Here is a 16,619-nt window from a genome sequence, read left to right on the forward strand (position 1 = left end):
CGCCGGGCGGTTAGTTCGCCGCTGATTCTCGAACATGTTCAACCGCCGTTCTCCGAGCCATCGAGGGTCATCCGCTGAGCGTTGATGAAACGGCGGACGTAGTCGTTTGCCGGACGCTCGACCAAGTCGCGGATCGGCCCCTGCTGCACGATGCGACCGCTTTGTAGGATCGCGACCGTGTCGCCGAAGTGGGCAGCCTCGGCCATGTCGTGCGTCACCAGCACAACGGTCTTGCCGAGCGATCGGAAGATCTGCCGTAGGTCTTCTTGCAGGTCGTACCGAACGAGGGGGTCGAGCGCGCCCAGGGGCTCGTCGAGCAGCATTACCGGCGGGTCGAGCATCAGCGCCCGCATGATGCCGACGCGTTGACGCTGCCCTCCCGAGACCTGAGTGGGGAAGCGGTCGAGGGCGCCGGCCGGAAGCCGGGTGAGTTCGGCCAGCTCGTCTACCCTCGCGTCAATCTTGGCCGCATCCCAACCGAGAAAGCGCGCCAGCAGCGCAACGTTGTCGCGGGCCGTGAGGTGGGGGAACAGGCCGCCATCCTGAATAACGTAGCCCATCTCTCGCCGTAGCTCGAGCACGTTGTCGGGCGTGATCTCGCGGTCGCCGAAGAGCACCTTCCCGGTCGATGGGGTCAGCAGCCCCACCAGCAGCCGGAGCAGCGTCGACTTGCCACACCCGCTGGGGCCGATCAGCACCGTAGAGCGGCCCCGCTCGACCTCTAGGTCCGTCGGCTGGAGGGCGACCACGTCGCCGAACGATTTGCCTGCCTTTTCAAGCCGAAACATGCGGACTCGGCGACTGGGTGTTCATGCGGTCGAGCAGCGCTTGGACAGAGTCGTGCAATTTGCCGGTCAGCTCTGCCGGCGACACGCGCGACGAGCGATCGCTGGCGGCGGTGATCGGCTCGCCAAACTCTACCACGACTCGGCGGTCGCCGCGCACGCTCGGGAGCTCCGCCTCGAGGATGTCCTCTTCAAACTTGTCGATCGTCTCGGCCAGCCGCTCGGCGGAGGGCTGCGTGCGGACGTAGTCGTTCGGGTAGCTGTAGAGCCGCATCACAAGCTGCACGTCGTCCATGGCAGCGGTCGCCGACCGCTGGGCAGGCCCGTCCTCGGCGGCCGCGGCGTTCTGACGGGCGTCGATCAGCTTGCGTCGGAGCAGCTTCACGCGTTCGGGAACGTCCCCCTCGCCCCGGGAGACGTCCTGCGCCCCCTCAAGCCGATCGAGCAGCGCCGCTACAAGCGCTTCTCGCCTTTGGCGCACCGAGCCGGTCTGCGGAGCGCCGAGGTGCTCGATCTCTAGCAGCGCGAGCACCGCCTCGCCGATGCGATAAACGCGGTCCACTAGCTGCTTGTCGGGCGGCGAACGGATCAGCAGCCTTGCTTCGAGCGCCGCAACCGTAGCGCGAACGCTCGGGAGCGGGTCCGTGACGTACCACTGCTTGATCGCGGTGGGGACGCAAACGACCTCGCGCGAGCCCTTGCGGGCCGCTGAGAGAGCCATCGCCGCGGCGCCCTCGCGGAACGGGGTCACGCGGTCGTTCGTGTGGAAGACGTCTCCTTCGGCGAACACAACCAGTGGGTAGGGCCCGTGGGTAAGAATATCGGTCGCTTGGCGGAAAGCGCGAAGGTCGGTCGCTTCGCGGTTCACGCTGAAGCAACCGGCGTGCTGCATACTCCAGCGGTCGAAGCGCCCGCTCATCGCGAACACCTGCCAGGCCGTCATGATGAAAAATGGCCGCCGCAAGGCGTCCGAGGCCCGCATCAAGCAGTAGGAGTCGTAGTGGAACGAGTGGTTGGGGGTGATCAGCACCCCGGCGCCACGGTCGAGGGCCCCGCGGACATGCTCGACCCCACGGACTTCCACGTTAACGAAGCGCTGCTTGCGCAGCTCGCGATTGCGGATCTGCCGCGACACGCCGATCCACCAGGGCGTCAGCTTTGGAGCCCACCACTTGGGCGGGGTTTGATAGGGCTGGGTGTTCATTGGCGCGCGGCAAAGGCGCTGGTCAGAGTCGCTAACCACGAAGTCACAGAGGACACGTAGACGGACGGAAGTCGACTTGAACGCGTATGCCGCGAATCAGGCGAATTCGTTCGCGACTCCTAACGCCTTATTCGCCCGGTTGGCGCTCGTCGTGGACACTCTCAATCTGTGCCCATCCGTAACCGCGTCCTCCGTGCGTAAGTCGCTAATGCTTATCAGCGAGAAGCAATCAAATCATCCAGTTCCCGCTTCAGTTTCGGCAAGATTTCATCATACCCGAATTGCCCTAGCGGTTCGCTACGACGTTTGAGGTTCACGTGGTTTGGGCCGCACCACAGCCCCAGGTCTGCGTCGTCGGTCTCCCCCGGGCCGTTCACGCGGCACCCCATCACGGCGATCGTGATAGCGTGGTCGGCGGCGTAGCGGGTCATCTCCCTTACCTGTGCGGCGAGGTCTACGAAAGCCTCGTTCTCTACTCGGCTGCAGCTAGGGCAGCTGATGATGTTGAGCGTCGAGAGGCCGTAGTCGACCACGCTCCGGACCCGGCCCGCGGCGATGTCCGCCAGGATGTCGCGCCCCGCGGCGATCTCTTCTGGCTTCCGGTCGTTGGGTACCGTCAGGGAGACACGGATCGTGTCGCCGATCCCCTGGCTGATGAGCTGCTCAAATGCGATCCGCGTCTTGATGATCCCCTCGGGGGGCATGCCGGCCTCGGTGACGCCTAGGTGCAGCGGGACCTCGGGCCTCGCCTCAGCGAAGCGTCGGTTCACCTCAATCACCTTCTGCGGGTCTGAGTCCTTGAGCGAGACGCAGAACTGGTCGAAGCCGAGTTCGTCCATCAGCCCGCAGTGATCCAGCGCGCTCTGCAGCATCGGCGAGATCGAGTCGTCCGGATCGTACTGGGCCCGCTTCGCCGGATCGACGCTGCCGCAGTTCACCCCGATGCGGATTGCGCAGTCGTGCTCTCGGGCGATCCCGACGAGGTACGCAACCTTCTCCTGCCAAGGTTTCTCGCGCTCGTGGTGGTAGAGGTGGCCCGGGTTGTAGCGGAGCTTATCGACGTGCGGGGCCACCAGCTCGGCGAGGCGGTAGTTCTCTTGCAGATCGACCGACAGGTTGGCGGGCGTCTGCTTTCGCACCTCCGCGAGCGCTTCGGCGTCTTTGCGGCTATCGACAGCAATCCGCACCACGTCGGCCCCCGCTTCGTGCAGGGCGTTCGACTGGGCCGCGGTGGCGGCCACGTCTTGCGTAGAAGTCGCCGTCATGCTCTGCACGGCGATCGGCGAATGGGCGCCAATCTGGGCGTCGCCGATGCGGACGGTGCGGGTAGGGTTACGCTCGATCGTGGGCATGGTGGGAACTGAGAATGCTCTGATAGGGTAAGGGCAGCAAAACCCGCAAGCCGATAGCCGCCGGGCTACGCCCCGGCGGCGTGGCTCGATGGGGGCGTTCTAACGAGCCACCCCGCCGGGGCGTAGCCCGGCGGCTATCGGTGGTTCGTAGAGGATAATGGCGGCTGTCGGCGTTTGCTTACGGATTACTGCCTACTCCAAGGATCGACGCCGGTCCAGAGGGCCGACCCGATCCGGACGTGGGTGGCGCCTTCTAAGATCGCTTCGCGGAAGTCTCCCGACATGCCCATTGAGAGGATCGGGAGCGTGACGCCGGACTCGGAAACTAAATTATCGCGTAGTTCTCTCAGGTCGGCAAAGTTGCGTCGAGCGACTGTGGTTCCCCCTTCGCGGGCGCCCATCGTCATCAGGCCCTGCAGGCTGACGCCAGCCATCCCGCCGGCCTGCTCGACTAGGTCAATCGCTTCGGCAGGCGCTAGTCCATACTTTTCTGAGTCGCCCGAACAGTTGATCTCCAGCAGCACCGCCTGACGCTTTCCCGCCGCGGCGGCGGCCTTGTCGACCGCGGCCAACAGACGTCCGCTGTCGACACTGTGGACCAGAGCCGCCAGCGGCACGGTGCGGTCCGCCTTGTTGCGTTGGAGGTGGCCGATCAGGTGCCATCGGACAGGCGCCATCGGCGCCAGACGAGGGTCCGACGCTTTGTCCCAAAGCTGCTGCGGCCGGGCCTCGCCCAAGTCGCAAAGGCCTGCGTCAACCAAAACGGCCGTGGCGGTGGCGTCGACGTACTTCGAGACGCCCACCAAAGTGATCTCAGCCGCGTCGCGCCCCGCCTCAGCGGCCGCGTTGGCCACTTCTGCCCGCACGCGTTCAAGGTTCCGACGCACGATGGCACGAAGCTGATCTTCTCCCATCGAACCCACGCCTAGGACCTGCGAGCCAAAAAAACCCCCCTCACTCCCACTCCCCTTCGATTTCGAAGTATTCCTTCATCTCGCCCGACGGCAAGAACCGGCCGGCCGTTGATTCTACGATGAAGTTTTGCCCCAGCACCGTGCGGTTGTGCGGCGCGTCGAGCGATCGGTAGACGAGCCATTGCTCGATCCCCGATTGCACCCGATAGCCTACCGCAACGTCGCGCGGCACGGTCTCAAGCTTCTGGGCCACCGTGAGCTGCCGCCAGGTGCGTTGACGGGCGAAACGCTTCGGGTCGAAGTCGAACCACAGCATGCTGTGCAAGTTTCGGCCGGTGCGGCGCACCAGCAGCGCCAAGCTGCCGTCGTCGGCCTCAAGCTCGCCCTGGGACGGGTCAATCCGCCACTCGGGGAGGCTCAGCGGGAGGACGCCCGCCATCGCCCGTTTCCCCCGCATCAGCAGTCCTTCGCGGGTTTCGTCCTGGCCGCGGAAAGCCACCCCCTCGGCCATCGGCAGACGCGTTTCGATCCGTCGCTCAACGGGCTGGCTATCGCGAGCGATAATAACCTCGGCGACGAAGCCAACGCGGTCGCGCCGCGTCATAAAGACTTGCCGCTCTAGGCGGCTGCCGTCGCTCAAGTCTGCGGCGATCTCCAGGTAGTCGCTGGCCTCATCCGTGTACCAGCACTGCTCTTCCCACTCGCTGGCGAGGCGGACCGGCTCTCCGGAGGCGAACACGCTCACGGGCCAATGGCCGGTGAAGATCGGCCTCTTGCCCACGCTCAGGTCGATCGCCAACTCGGCGCCGTGGTAGCGGACCGCGGCCAAAGGCGCGTCGTCTCGCCACCCCCCGGCAAGCACGGCGATGCCCGACCATTCCGAATTGACCGATGGCTCCGGCGCAGCCGCAGGGCCGACCCGTTTTGGGGCCCGAAAGCCGAACCGCTGGCGGGCCGCGGTCCAGTCCGACGCGTCTCCGTCAAGCCGGAGCGCCGCTTCGATGACCGGCCGGGCGTCCGCGTGCGTATCGGCCAGCAGGGTCACGCCGCCGGGTCGTGTCAGACGCAGCGTTTGCCGTACGAGCCACTCGTACTGGAGCTGAGCGTCGGCGGACCAGACGGGTTTGCCGATCAACTCCCCCAGGGCTCGGCAGCGGGTCCAACAGGCGGCGATCGCAGGCATGTAGGCCGCGACCGCCGCGATCGGCAGTCCCTCGCCGTCACAAACCGCGAGCACCCCCTCGGTTAGCGTGGAATGGGCGTCCTTGCGGAGCGACCAGCACGCCTCCACTTCTGGCAACACCGCAGCGAGCGTCAGCGGAAGCTCGCCGGCCAGCAGGTGCTGGGCGACGATCGCACCCCCCCGTGCGTCCTCCGGCAGACGAACCCGCTGTGCCGCTTGGGCGATGGCCAGCAACTCTTCGACCAGAAGCTGCCAGTCCTTCAGAGCCAATACTCCGGCGGCGGCCGGCAGCAGGCGGGTCCAGGCCAATGCCTCTAGCGCCAGCTCGACGCCGGCGCCGCGGGCGGTTGATGCTTCGCGCCACTTTGCCGCGAGGGTCGTAAGCTTTTTTTCTTTGCCCTGCTCGCAGACGCGGGCAACCGACTGGATATGCTTCTGGCAGGCCGAGTATTCGGCCGGGAGTCCCCACAAGATTGGCTCAGAGGCGGCGAATTTCTCGGCCCGTTTTGCGAGCAAAACCCGCCAAGCCTTCCAGCCTTTGCCCGTGGGGTCGGCGCCCCAAGCCGCCAGCAGCGTTTTTGGCGCCTTGCTACGAAGCGGTGCAGCGATGGACTCGGTGTCGCTGAGTTCTGGCGAGCGGCCGTTGTTGGTCTTGCCGTTAAGCTCCGGATCGAGCTGTGCCAAAGGCGGCTTTCGTGAATTCATGCTTCGTGAGGTTTGATTCGTCGCGGCAAGCCAGCAGGTCGGTAGACGGCGGCGTCCGCTAGGGGGTAGTCTCAAAGCCAAGAGCCGGCCACTGGGCAGGCGCATTTACGCAGGCCGAAGGAGCGTCGTCATGCCCGCGTCGGTATCGTATCGAGAGAAGAGGGTTCGTCCTAGTCATTGCCTTCAGGCGACCTGCCTCGCGGCGGCCCTCGCCGTAGGGTTTACGACACAGGCAGAGATCAGCCCGGCGCCCGATCCCCAACTAGAGGTCACGGGCCCCCAGACCCCAAGTCCTCAATCTGCCAGTCCCCAGTCGCCAAGCCCCGAGCCCCCCAACAAGGCGCCTAGCCTGCCAGCGCCGGAAGGCGCAGAGCGATTGTCGCCAGAGCACCGTATCTGGATCGACGTAGCGAAGCGACGTGTCTACATGGATGGCGTTGTTTCACTGCGTGAGGGGGTGCTGGAGATGTTCGCCTGCACGCGGCACACCAAAGAGCACGAGTCGATCGTCGCTGCCGAAACCAAGGCGTTCCTGGCGCACGCGGCCCTATTGCGGGTCGGCGCCAAGTCGGGCAAGCCGTTCCATTTCAAGGATGGAGAGTATTTTGCCCCGACCGGCGACGAGATCGAGGTCACCGTTCAGTGGCTGGGCAAGAACGGCAAGATGCAATCGGCGCCCGCACAAAGCTGGGTACGCGATCTCCGGTCCAAGAAGCCGATGACGCTTCCCTGGGTGTTTGGCGGCAGCGGGTTCTACGTCGACGAGGCGACCGGCACGCGGCACTACCAGGCGGAATCCGGCGATTTCATCTGCGTGTCGAACTTCTCGACGGCGATGCTCGACGTGCCGGCCGAGAGTTCTCAAAGCAACGACGGGCTGCTTTTTGAGGCGTTTACGGAGCGCATCCCCCCCCTGGGCACGCCGGTCCGTCTGGTGCTTCAACCCAAATCCGCCGAAAAGCAGGAAAGCAGCCAGGGCTCCAAGGCCGCCACGACAGACGCAAAAGAACAATAGGCCAGCACGGGGTGCGCCCCCCGCTGGCGTCTTTTTGGGGATAGGTTCCGGGCAGCCGCGTGGCAGGCCGGCCTTGCCACGCGGCTGTCTCGCTTAGTCTTGGTCTGCCCGCACGTCATAGCAGTAAATGAGTTCTTGGTCGCGTAGGAAGAGCATGCCGTTGACGATCACGGGGTGGGTCCAGATCTTGCCCTTCGATTGCCGCTGTTGTGTCTGAGGCGAAAGGGTGAAGCGGCCCCGCTCGTTCCAGCCGTCGGTCGATGCGTCGATTAGCACAACATCACCGGTGTCTTCGCCAACACAGTAGAACCGGCCGTCGGCGTAGCCGATGCCCCCCATTTCTAGGGCGCCACGCTCCCGCCACACCAGTTTTCCTGTCTCGAAGTCTTGGCACACCCAGCCGATGCCGTCCGAATGCCCGAACAGGGCGCCGTCGAGCAGGATCACGCCGCCGTGCTTGTTCTTCATGGTCTTGTTGGCGTACACCTCTGTGGCGGTGTTTTCTTCGCCAATGCGAACCAGCGCACAGCCAACGCCATAACCGCAGGTTGCGTAGACCTTGTCGCCGGAAGCGATGGGCGTTGGGATGGTGGCCGTTGATCCGGGCCAAGGGTGTTGCCACAGCACGGCGCCGTTGGCGGGCGATAGGCCTACCAACTGCTTATCGAGGAGCTGCACGTACTGCTGGTGCCCGTGGATCTGGGCGGGAATGATCGAAGAGTAGTGCGCTGGGTCCGTGAGCGACTCGGTCTGCCAACGCAAGTCGCCACTCTGCTTGTCGAGCGCCACAATCGCCCCCCGCTCGCCGCCGGGCGTGCAGAGCACAAAGTCGCCGTCGACGAGCGGCGACTCGGCAAACTTCCACTTGGGGTCTTTGCCGCCGAAGTCGTGCATGGAGGTCCGCCAGAACTCCGAACCATCGTCGGCCGCGACGCACACTAGCGTACCCTGTGAGCCGAGCGCGTAGACTCGCCCATTGTCGATAGAGGGAGTCCCCTGCGGACCGACCCCCCAGCCGTGCTTGGCTTGGGGAGCGATCTTGGCGGTCCAGAGCTCATTGCCGGTCGCTGTATCAATCGCAATGACGAATTCCTCGCCACCGCGGGCGCCCATCGTGAACAGCTTCCCGCCCACCACAGCCGGTCCCGCATACCCCTCGCCGCCGGCGCGGCTCATCCAGAGCAGCTTCGGGCCACCCTGGGACCATGTCTGCAGCAGACCGCTCTCGTCGTTGAGCCCGTTGCGGTGCGGTCCCTGCCATTGTGGCCAAGAGTTCACGGCTAGCGTTGGCGCTGAGAGCGACGCGGCAGTGATCAGTACAAACGCGCAGGATCGAAGCATGGCGGATGGCATCGGCTTAGCTACTCGCGACGGGTCGGGGGTGGTCAACGTAACCGCAGATTCTAGCGTAGTGACGGGGTTCGTGTCACAATCCCAGTGAAACGGAAACAGAACTCAATCGTGGAGTCGGCCGTGAATCGGCATTTTCATCGCTTACTTGCTGGGACCCTAGTTGCGGGTTGGTTGGCCGCGGTGGCGCCGGCCTGGGGAGATATTGCCGCGGACATCGAGCTGGTGAAGAACGCTGCGGCACAGTCTCCCATGCCGGCCAACGCCCAAGCGGCCTGGAAGCGTGTCGCTGGCCAACCGGGGGGCGCCCTGCTTGTGCTCAAGGCGATGGACGGCGCCGGTCCCCTAGAGACCAACGCCTTGCGGATGGCTTTTGACGCCGCCACCGAGCCGATGGCTGACTCGGGAGCGATTCTCGACCTGCGTGAAGTCGTTCTTGACCGGTCGCTGTGCTCGAAGGCGCGTACCACGGTCTTCGAACTGATGGTGCGGTCAGCCCCGCAGGTTCGTGGGGAATTGGTTGCCGCGATGTTGGACGACCCGGCCCCTGAACTGCGGTACGCCGCGGTGGCAGACCTGTTGGAGCGGGCCGACATGGCCGACGGAGAAGCCGCGCTGACCCTCTACCGCCAGGCGTTTGCTGCGGCGATCGACGTCGAACAGAAACAGCGCTGCGCCAACGAGTTGGAAGACTTGGGCGAAGCCGCCGACCTCGCGTCGAGCCTGGGCTATGTGCTGGCCTGGCGCGTAGTCGGGCCGTTCAACAACGTCGATGGCGTCGGATTTGCGCAGGCGTACCCCCCGGAAGACTCGACGGATGCGGCGTCCTACGATGGCAAGGATGGTACGGTGAGCTGGGTCTCTACCGCGAGTGACGACGACCTGGGGCTCGTAGACCTCACCAAGGTGCTCGGCCCCTTCAAGGGCGCCGTGGCCTACGCCGAGGCGGTGATCGAGTCGCCGGCGGCCGCAGACGCTCAGGTCCGCTACACCACTCGCAACGGCTCTAAGCTGTGGGTGAACGGCGAGCTTATTAATGCCGCCAACGTGTACCACTCGGGCCACTCGATCGATCAGTACGTCGCGTCCTGCCGGCTGCGCAAGGGCGAGAACCGCATCCTGCTGAAGCTTTGCCAGAACGAACAGACTGAGCCCTGGGCGCAGAGTTGGGAGTTCCAGTGTCGCGTGACCGATCCGATCGGCGCCGGCGCACAATTCACCGGCGCGACTCCTAAGTAGTCCGACGCAACTAGTAAACCCCACAGGTCTGGGCGATGCGATCCACGAGACTAACGGCGTTGTTCTTGTCGGCATTGTTGACGACCGCTGCGGCGTCGGCGGACGATTGGCCTCAGTTCCGCGGCGTAGGTTCGAGCAGCATAGCGGCGCCGACCTCGCTGCCAACCGAGTGGTCCACCGACACCGGCGCCGGTATCGCATGGCACGCCGACCTCCCCGGCAAGGGGGTATCGAGCCCCATCATTGTTGGCGGACGCGTCTTTGTGACCGCATCGAGCGGCCCCCGCGAAGACCGGCTCCACGTGCTGGCGTTTGATGCTGTGTCTGGCAAGCAGCTCTGGCATCGGCAGTTTTGGGCCACCGGTCGGACGCTCTGCTACCGCACGTCGGCGGTGGCGGCCCCCACCCCGGCCAGCGACGGCGCTCACGTGTTTGCCCTCTACTCGTCCAACGACCTCGTTTGCTTCGATCTGGACGGCAACCTTTGCTGGCAGCGTTCGCTAGCAGAGGAGCACCCAGGGCTCGGGAACGACATCGGCATGGCGTCTTCGCCCACGGTGGCCGATGGCGCCGTCGTGGTGCTGTGCGAGAGCCAGACCGCTTCGTTCTCCGCCGCCTACGAAGCCGCCGACGGGGCCAAGCGATGGGAAATCGCCCGGCCAAAGGAATCGTGTTGGACGTCGCCGATCGCGGTCGACGGGGGCGTTTGCCTCCAGGGAGAGGGGGGCCTGACTATGCTCGATCCGGCCACGGGCGATGTCCGCTGGAAACAAGAGATGGAGTGTGCGGGGATTAGTTCCCCGACCGCGTACGGCGACTTGCTCTTTGTTTCTTCCGGGGGCCTGACGGCCATCGACATTGCCGGTGACGGCGCCGTCGCCTGGCGGGCCAGCGGCCTGCAGTCCTCGTCCCCCAGCCCCGTTGTGACCGACGGGCTGGTGCTGCTGCTCAACCGGGCCGGCGTGCTCACGGGCGCCAGCGCTACCGACGGCTCGCCCAAACTCAAGCTGCGGCTCGGCGGTTCGTTCTGGGCGACCCCTGTGGTGGTTGGCGATCGGGCGTACTTGTTCAACGACGCCGGCGCCGCATTCGCCGTTTCGCTCGACGGCAAGGGAGAACTGCTGGGCAAGAGCGAGATGGGCGACGCCATCTACGCGTCCCCCGCCGTTGCGGATGGCGGCCTGTTTGTGCGCAGCCACGCACGACTCTGGAAGATCGCGGCTACGCAGACCGCGCACCACCAAGACACGCAGGGTAGCGATGGACGACGTCTATAGGGTGCGGCCCGTCGCGGGACCCATCGTCGGCGCAGTCCGTCCACCGGGCTCGAAGAGCATCACGAACCGGGCTTTGGTCTGCGCGGCGCTGGCGGACGGGCGATCGACGCTTACCGGCGTGCTCGATAGTGACGACACCCGCTACATGCTCGCTGCATTGCAAACGCTTGGGTTTGCAATGACAGTCAGCGATGAAGGTAAAACGATTCTGCTCGATGGCGCCGGTGGAAGGATCCCGGCGATCGAGGCCGACCTATTCGTCGGCAACAGCGGAACCACGATCCGCTTCCTGACCGCGATGCTCACCCTCGGCGCCGGCGGTTTTCGTTTGGACGGCGTTGCGCGGATGCGGGAAAGGCCGATTGAAGACCTAGTGGCGGCCCTCAATCAGTTAGGCGCACGGGTGCGCTGCGAAGCAGAAAACGGCTGTCCTCCGCTGTGGGTCCACGCCAACGGCCTGCCCGGGGGCGCCGCGAGCGTGCGAGGCGACGTGTCGAGCCAGTTCTTGAGCGGTTTGATGTTGGCCGCCCCGTGTGCAGAAGCGGCGGTCGAGCTGACGATCGACGGGGTGCTGGTCAGCGTCCCCTACGTCGAGATCACCCGCAGAGTGATGTCCGCATTCGGGGCCGAGGCCTCCACCGGGGCCGACTACGCCCGCATCAAGGTCGCCAACACCGGCTACCGGGCGGCGCACTACGGCATTGAGCCCGACGCTTCTGCGGCGAGCTATTTCTGGGCAGCCGCAGCGATTACCGGCGGCCGTGTAACGGTTCAAGGCCTAGGGGCGGATTCGATTCAGGGAGACGTGCGGTTTGTCGACTGCTTGGAGCAGATGGGATGTCGGGTCGAAAGCAGCGACGACTCTTTGACGGTCGAGGGGGCCAGCCTGCGTGGGATCGATGTCGACATGAACGGCATCAGCGACACCGTTCAAACACTGGGCGCCGTCGCACTCTTCGCCGAGGGGCCCACGACGATCCGGAACGTCGGGCATATCCGCCACAAAGAGACCGATCGCATCGCTGCACTGGCTTGCGAACTCCGCCGGCTAGGCGGAATGGTTGAGGAAAGCGAGACCGGGCTGGTCATCCACCCGGGCCCGCTGCGTGGCGCCGAGGTAGAGACCTACGACGACCATCGCATGGCGATGAGCCTCGCGTTGGTGGGATTGCGTCAGAAGGGGGTGGTCATCAAAGACCCCGGCTGTACGGCCAAGACCTACCCCAACTTTTTTACTGATCTAGAAGGCATTGCGTCCGGCGCCTGCCCGCCGGTCTGATCTGACTTCAGACGCCCATCCAATCGGGCCCACGCCGCCGACGGACGCAAGCAGCCGGACCCCAAGTCGCCAGGGCTAGTCCACCATACGGCTAGAGATCCCGATGCCGCTGGCCTCGGCCGAGCGGAGCAGCTCTTCGGCGCGTTGCAGCATAATGGCGCTGGAGCTTGCCGAGCTCTCGGAGTTGGTCGATTCGCACGCGTCGAATTGAGACCCGCAGTGCTGACATACCACCCGCTTACCCATGAACTCGACACGCACCTGCAGGTTGCGCCCGCAAGTTGGACATTCTTGGACGAAGTAGGTTGAGCGCGGCATCGCGAGTTCCTCCGTGGCGTGATTCGCAGAACCGAACAGGCTCTCCCCCGGCAGAACGCACGATACCCGGCCCGGCGCACAATTTCAATCTTTGGCCCCCATTTTCTGCCAGTATTCCGCATTTTTTCGCCGCGTAAGTGCTGATTGTGATGGAGTTTACGGCTGGATGTTACAAAAGCGTAGTAGGATTACGTTGGCGGGCGGACGCCCCGCCAGATCGGCGACAAAGCGTCGCGGGAGCGGGTCCGGCGCCCTCAGCCGGGCGTGGGGTTGTATTCTGCATTATGACGCTAAGATGTTTGCAGCAATCTCGCGATCGTGGCGGACGTCGGCTAAGCTGTGAGATGACAAGCGGGGACCGCGGAGTCGTGCATCCGCCAGAAATCCAGAGGGGGCAAACGGCCGATGGGCAACCGCATCTTCTCGTCGGTCGTGATCTTGAGCTGGGGCTGTTCGATGGCGTGGTTGATGACCGCCAAGATCATGCCCGCCTTTGGCAACGGTGAGCCCCCCCACGGCGGAAGCGGCGCCCAGATTCCGGTGGCATGGTCGATCGAGATCGCCGGCCACCCCTGCGGTACGGCCGTAACACAGTCGGTCGCCGGCATTCAGGACACGACGGAAGTCCACAGCCGGGTGATCTTGAACGAACTTCCGCTCCCGGCGATCGCCCCCGAGTGGATGTCGAGCTTGGTTGGCAAGTTGGGGGAGGTGAGCCTCGACATGCGGACCAAGACTACGCTCGACCCCCTCAAGAAGCTGTCGAGTTTCGAGACCAATGTAGACCTGAACGACGTTCCAGACGTTGTGCGGATGTACGGAAAGGTGCTTAAAGGGAGCCTCAGACTTCAGATCCGCACCGGCGAGTTGTCTCGGACCTCGCAGTATCCTTGGCCCAACGAGGCCTTGCTGGGCGGAGAGCTGACGCCTGAACCGCAATTGCTACAGGCCTACGTGGGACGCACTTGGAAGCGTGAGGTCTATAGCCCCTTTGCTTCGCCCCACAATCCCGTTGAGCTGCTCGAGGCAGAGGTTGTCGAAGAGACCAAGATCAGTTTTAACGGAGAGCTGACCGCGGTACGCTTGATCGTCTACCGCTCGATGAGCTCGGCGGGTGTTTCATCCGAGGACCGTATCCGGGCCAAGTTGTGGGTCGGCGAGGATGGCCGCGTGTTGAGACAGGAGGTTCGGCTCATGAAGACCCGGTTGCGATTTGATCGGCTCCCCAATGCCAAGGCGAAGCGGCTCGCCAGCGAGAAGCTAGAATTGGCAACTCGTTCGGCCGTCAATCAGCCCGCCGACAAGCGCGTTACCAGGCCCCGGGTCTCAGCGCCTCAGGGCGTGGGGGCGTAGCGCGTGGAGCCAATGATTGAGTTTTTGGGGGTCAGCCGTAGCTACGGCGCCAAGCTGGCCGTAGACAGCCTCGACCTGTCGATCGGTCGCGGAGAGCTGTTCGCAATGTTGGGACAAAATGGCGCCGGCAAGACGACGTCGATTAAGATGATGGTCGGGTTGCTTCAGCCCGGGAGCGGTTCGGTCAGGATCGGCGGTCGCGATGTTGTCGCCGAGACACGGCTCGCCACAAGCCAGATCGGCTACGTACCGGACCAACCGTTTCTCTACGACAAACTCTCTGGACGCGAATTCCTCCGTTTCGTTGCTGAGATGCACGGTCTCTCGCCGTCGCAAGCGCGCGGGGCGGTCGCACGCGAGTCGACCCGGTTCGGTTTGGACGATTTCATCGACGAATTGACCGAGAGCTACTCGCACGGCATGAAGCAACGCACGGTGTTCGCCTCGGCCTTGCTGCACGATCCACAGGTGCTGGTCGTTGACGAACCGATGGTGGGGCTCGATCCTCAGAGCATCCGTTTGGTGAAAGACATGCTGCGTTCGCAGGCGGATGCCGGCGCCGGCGTCTTCATGTCGACCCACACGCTTGCCGCGGCGGAAGAAATCGCCGACAAGATCGGCGTGATGAAGCGGGGTAAGCTGCTGTTCGTAGGCACGCTGGCCGAACTACGTGCGTTCTCCGGCGAAGAACACGCGACGTTAGAATCGCTCTATCTCTCCCTTACTGCCGATGCCGCGGGGGCGGAGCCGCCCCCGGGTCCGTAGCCCCATGTCCAGCCCCGCCGCCACGATCGCGCTGCCCGCTGGCCCGGCGCCCCCGATCGAAGACCTCCCGTCGGACGACCGCGAAGCCCGCCTCTTCTGGCGGATTCGGATGCTGGCGGGGCGCACCCAGATGCGGCAGGCGCTCGGATCCGCGCGGCTGCGCACCTCGCTGGTGGTTGGGCTCAGCCTGTTCTTCTGGCTGGGGCTGTTCCTGCTGTTCTACAAGGGCTTTGATTTTCTCGCCTATTACGTGGGACGCACGGGCGCGGTGCACGCGCAGACCGTGGGGTTTGTGTTCCACGTTTTCTTTGCGTCTCTGAACGTTATGCTGGTGTTTTCTTCCGGCATCATCCTCTACGGCAGCCTGTTCCATTCGGACGAGGCCCGCTTCTTGCTGAGCCAACCGGTGCGGGTCGGGCGGCTTGTTCTGCACAAGTTCCAGGAGGCCGTGGCGTTCAGCAGTTGGGGCTTCATGCTGCTGGCGACGCCGATGACCATTGCGTACGGGTTGGTCGTCCATGCCGGGTGGCAGTATTACCTGCTGATCCTGCCGCTGCTGGCGTCGTTCGTTTACATCCCCTGCGCGGTCGGGGCGCTGGTCTGCCTGCTGCTGGTATGGAAGCTCCCCGCCATCCGCTACGCGGTCGTGGTTGGGGCAGCGTTGGTAATGATCGCCTTCTCTTCGTACTCCATCTACGGCGCCGTGAGCAGTCCGCAGGCAGAGCTGTTTGGCAGCGACTGGTTTCAGGAGACGCTCGACAGGTTCCGTCTAACGCAGCAGCAGTGGCTGCCCAGTTCCTGGCTGGTCGGGGGGCTGTTGGACGCTGCTCAGGCCCCCAACGACCGTCTGGGATCGCTGATGCTGAGCGAACACCCGATCGTCCAGAGCGGCATGTGGCTGTGGGTGCTGGCATCGACGGCCCTAGTGTGTCATCTGTTGGTCGTTCAGGTAGGGAAAATCTGCTACCGCCAGGCCTACAGCGGGCTGATGTGCCGCGACCGCAGGCCGCGACGAGAACGCCTCGCCTGGATCGACCGTGCCGCAGAGATCTTGCTCCGGCCGTTTCCGACCCAGGTGCAATTGATCCTACTAAAAGACTGGCGCCTCTTGCGACGCGACCCCACGCAGTGGACCCAGTTCTTGATCTTCTTCGGGCTGCTGGGGCTCTACTTCTTGAACATCGACCGCTTCGGCAACGGGCACGGAGACATCAACTACCTCACTTGGGTGAATCTGGTCAGCTTCCTCAACTTGGCCGTGGTAGGGCTGATCCTCTCGACCTTTACCACCCGATTTATTTTCCCGATGCTCAGCCTGGAAGGACGCCGGTTCTGGGTCCTGGGACTAATGCCCGTCGACCGAGAGACGATTGTGCTCAGCAAGTTCGTGTTCGCCGCGTTCGGGTCGCTGGTCCCTTGCGCGGCGCTGGTGCTGGTGAGTGATCTGATGCTCCAAGTGACGACGCTGGTAGTAGTGATCCACCAGCTCACCAACCTGCTGCTCTGCTTCGGGCTCGCGTCGATGGCCGTCGGGCTCGGCGCCACGATGCCCGACTTCCGCGAGGCGAACCCGTCGAAGATCGCTGCGGGTTTCGGCGGCACGCTCAACCTTGTGCTCAGCGCCCTCTACATCATCGTGATCGTGGTGCTCACCGCCCTCCCCTGCCACTTCTACCTGATCGCCAACCACAGCCCCATGAGCAGCCCGTACCTAGACCCCGCCTGGATCCGCATCTGGTTGGTGGGAGGCGCTGGGCTGGCGGTCGCCCTGGGCTTGGTTGCGACGCTCTGGCCGCTGCGAGCGGGGATCAAGGCTTTCAAGAGCGTTGAGTTCTATTGAGAGAGTCCCTCCCTGAAGAGCGGCAACCCCCTTGGCGGAG

General features: G+C 64.4%; 14 protein-coding genes. 7 read left to right on the forward strand and 7 right to left on the reverse strand.

From position 1 onward, the window contains the following. Positions 1–38: 38 nt before the first annotated feature. The 5 genes from Pla175_RS10250 to Pla175_RS10270 form a co-directional block, all read right to left on the reverse strand. Positions 39–788, reverse strand: a complete 750-nt coding sequence (locus Pla175_RS10250) for an ATP-binding cassette domain-containing protein (RefSeq protein ID WP_145283871.1) — start codon at positions 786–788, stop codon at positions 39–41. Then, positions 775–1,989 (reverse strand): 1-acyl-sn-glycerol-3-phosphate acyltransferase, encoded by a 1,215-nt coding sequence (locus Pla175_RS10255; protein WP_145283872.1) that lies wholly within the window; start codon positions 1,987–1,989, stop codon positions 775–777. The genes Pla175_RS10250 and Pla175_RS10255 overlap by 14 nt, the downstream gene beginning before the upstream one ends. Positions 1,990–2,204: 215 nt before the next feature. Continuing rightward, positions 2,205–3,341, reverse strand: a complete 1,137-nt coding sequence (ispG, locus tag Pla175_RS10260) for a (E)-4-hydroxy-3-methylbut-2-enyl-diphosphate synthase (protein ID WP_145283873.1) — start codon at positions 3,339–3,341, stop codon at positions 2,205–2,207. Positions 3,342–3,526: 185 nt separating this feature from the next. Continuing rightward, positions 3,527–4,255 (reverse strand): YggS family pyridoxal phosphate-dependent enzyme, encoded by a 729-nt coding sequence (locus tag Pla175_RS10265; RefSeq protein WP_145283874.1) that lies wholly within the window; start codon positions 4,253–4,255, stop codon positions 3,527–3,529. Between the two features lie 40 nt (positions 4,256–4,295). Further along, entirely contained in the window at positions 4,296–6,143 is a 1,848-nt protein-coding gene (locus tag Pla175_RS10270) for a hypothetical protein (RefSeq protein ID WP_145283875.1), read from the reverse strand. Positions 6,144–6,519: 376 nt separating this feature from the next. On the opposite strand from Pla175_RS10270, the gene Pla175_RS10275 reads away from it, so the two are divergent. Further along, the gene (locus Pla175_RS10275; protein WP_145283876.1) at positions 6,520–7,158 is read left to right on the forward strand and encodes a YdjY domain-containing protein; all 639 of its coding nucleotides are present in this window, start codon (positions 6,520–6,522) and stop codon (positions 7,156–7,158) included. Positions 7,159–7,251: 93 nt separating this feature from the next. Here the strand turns inward: Pla175_RS10275 and Pla175_RS10280 are convergent, their stop codons facing one another. Further along, positions 7,252–8,436: a PQQ-binding-like beta-propeller repeat protein gene (locus Pla175_RS10280; protein WP_197527402.1), complete on the reverse strand. Its 1,185-nt coding sequence runs from the start codon at positions 8,434–8,436 to the stop codon at positions 7,252–7,254. A gap of 159 nt (positions 8,437–8,595) precedes the next feature. On the opposite strand from Pla175_RS10280, the gene Pla175_RS10285 reads away from it, so the two are divergent. From Pla175_RS10285 to aroA, 3 genes are read left to right on the forward strand one after another with little or no spacing between them, the layout of a single operon-like run. Then, positions 8,596–9,747 (forward strand): hypothetical protein, encoded by a 1,152-nt coding sequence (locus Pla175_RS10285; RefSeq protein WP_145283878.1) that lies wholly within the window; start codon positions 8,596–8,598, stop codon positions 9,745–9,747. A 35-nt stretch (positions 9,748–9,782) separates the two neighbouring features. Further along, positions 9,783–11,024, forward strand: coding sequence for an outer membrane protein assembly factor BamB family protein (locus Pla175_RS10290; protein WP_145283880.1), 1,242 nt, complete (start codon positions 9,783–9,785; stop codon positions 11,022–11,024). After that, positions 11,008–12,303, forward strand: coding sequence for a 3-phosphoshikimate 1-carboxyvinyltransferase (aroA, locus tag Pla175_RS10295; RefSeq protein WP_145283882.1), 1,296 nt, complete (start codon positions 11,008–11,010; stop codon positions 12,301–12,303). Before Pla175_RS10290 ends, aroA begins: the two co-directional genes overlap by 17 nt. A gap of 75 nt (positions 12,304–12,378) precedes the next feature. On the opposite strand, the gene Pla175_RS10300 is transcribed toward aroA, so the two are convergent. Next, positions 12,379–12,621: a response regulator gene (locus Pla175_RS10300; RefSeq protein WP_145283884.1), complete on the reverse strand. Its 243-nt coding sequence runs from the start codon at positions 12,619–12,621 to the stop codon at positions 12,379–12,381. A 405-nt stretch (positions 12,622–13,026) separates the two neighbouring features. Between Pla175_RS10300 and Pla175_RS10305 the strand changes: the two genes are divergently transcribed. Genes Pla175_RS10305 through Pla175_RS10315 form a run of 3 tightly spaced genes read left to right on the forward strand, consistent with a single transcriptional unit; the run spans position 13,027 to position 16,579 of the window. Further along, on the forward strand, positions 13,027–13,974 hold the full coding sequence (locus Pla175_RS10305; protein WP_145283886.1) for a hypothetical protein: 948 nt from the start codon (positions 13,027–13,029) through the stop codon (positions 13,972–13,974). A gap of 12 nt (positions 13,975–13,986) precedes the next feature. Then, positions 13,987–14,739 carry an ABC transporter ATP-binding protein gene (locus Pla175_RS10310; protein WP_145283888.1) on the forward strand — a complete coding sequence of 251 codons (753 nt, stop codon included), beginning with the start codon at positions 13,987–13,989 and terminating at the stop codon, positions 14,737–14,739. A 4-nt stretch (positions 14,740–14,743) separates the two neighbouring features. After that, a complete protein-coding gene (locus Pla175_RS10315; RefSeq protein ID WP_197527403.1) occupies positions 14,744–16,579 on the forward strand; it encodes a putative ABC transporter permease subunit in 1,836 nt (611 codons plus the stop codon). Positions 16,580–16,619 lie beyond the last annotated feature (40 nt).

It is taken from the genome of Pirellulimonas nuda, assembly GCF_007750855.1.
Classification (GTDB): domain Bacteria; phylum Planctomycetota; class Planctomycetia; order Pirellulales; family Lacipirellulaceae; genus Pirellulimonas; species Pirellulimonas nuda.

Bases quoted from the DNA above. Each gene is read 5' to 3' on its own strand.
- Pla175_RS10305 (WP_145283886.1), top strand. From the start codon at position 13,027: ATGGGCAACCGCATCTTCTCGTCGGTCGTGATCTTGAGCTGGGGCTGT.
- Pla175_RS10265 (WP_145283874.1), bottom strand. From the start codon at position 4,255: ATGGGAGAAGATCAGCTTCGTGCCATCGTGCGTCGGAACCTTGAACGC.
- Pla175_RS10300 (WP_145283884.1), bottom strand. From the start codon at position 12,621: ATGCCGCGCTCAACCTACTTCGTCCAAGAATGTCCAACTTGCGGGCGC.
- ispG (WP_145283873.1), bottom strand. From the start codon at position 3,341: ATGCCCACGATCGAGCGTAACCCTACCCGCACCGTCCGCATCGGCGAC.
- Pla175_RS10250 (WP_145283871.1), bottom strand. From the start codon at position 788: ATGTTTCGGCTTGAAAAGGCAGGCAAATCGTTCGGCGACGTGGTCGCC.
- Pla175_RS10255 (WP_145283872.1), bottom strand. From the start codon at position 1,989: ATGAACACCCAGCCCTATCAAACCCCGCCCAAGTGGTGGGCTCCAAAG.
- Pla175_RS10315 (WP_197527403.1), top strand. From the start codon at position 14,744: ATGTCCAGCCCCGCCGCCACGATCGCGCTGCCCGCTGGCCCGGCGCCC.
- Pla175_RS10270 (WP_145283875.1), bottom strand. From the start codon at position 6,143: ATGAATTCACGAAAGCCGCCTTTGGCACAGCTCGATCCGGAGCTTAAC.
- Pla175_RS10310 (WP_145283888.1), top strand. From the start codon at position 13,987: ATGATTGAGTTTTTGGGGGTCAGCCGTAGCTACGGCGCCAAGCTGGCC.
- aroA (WP_145283882.1), top strand. From the start codon at position 11,008: ATGGACGACGTCTATAGGGTGCGGCCCGTCGCGGGACCCATCGTCGGC.
- Pla175_RS10290 (WP_145283880.1), top strand. From the start codon at position 9,783: ATGCGATCCACGAGACTAACGGCGTTGTTCTTGTCGGCATTGTTGACG.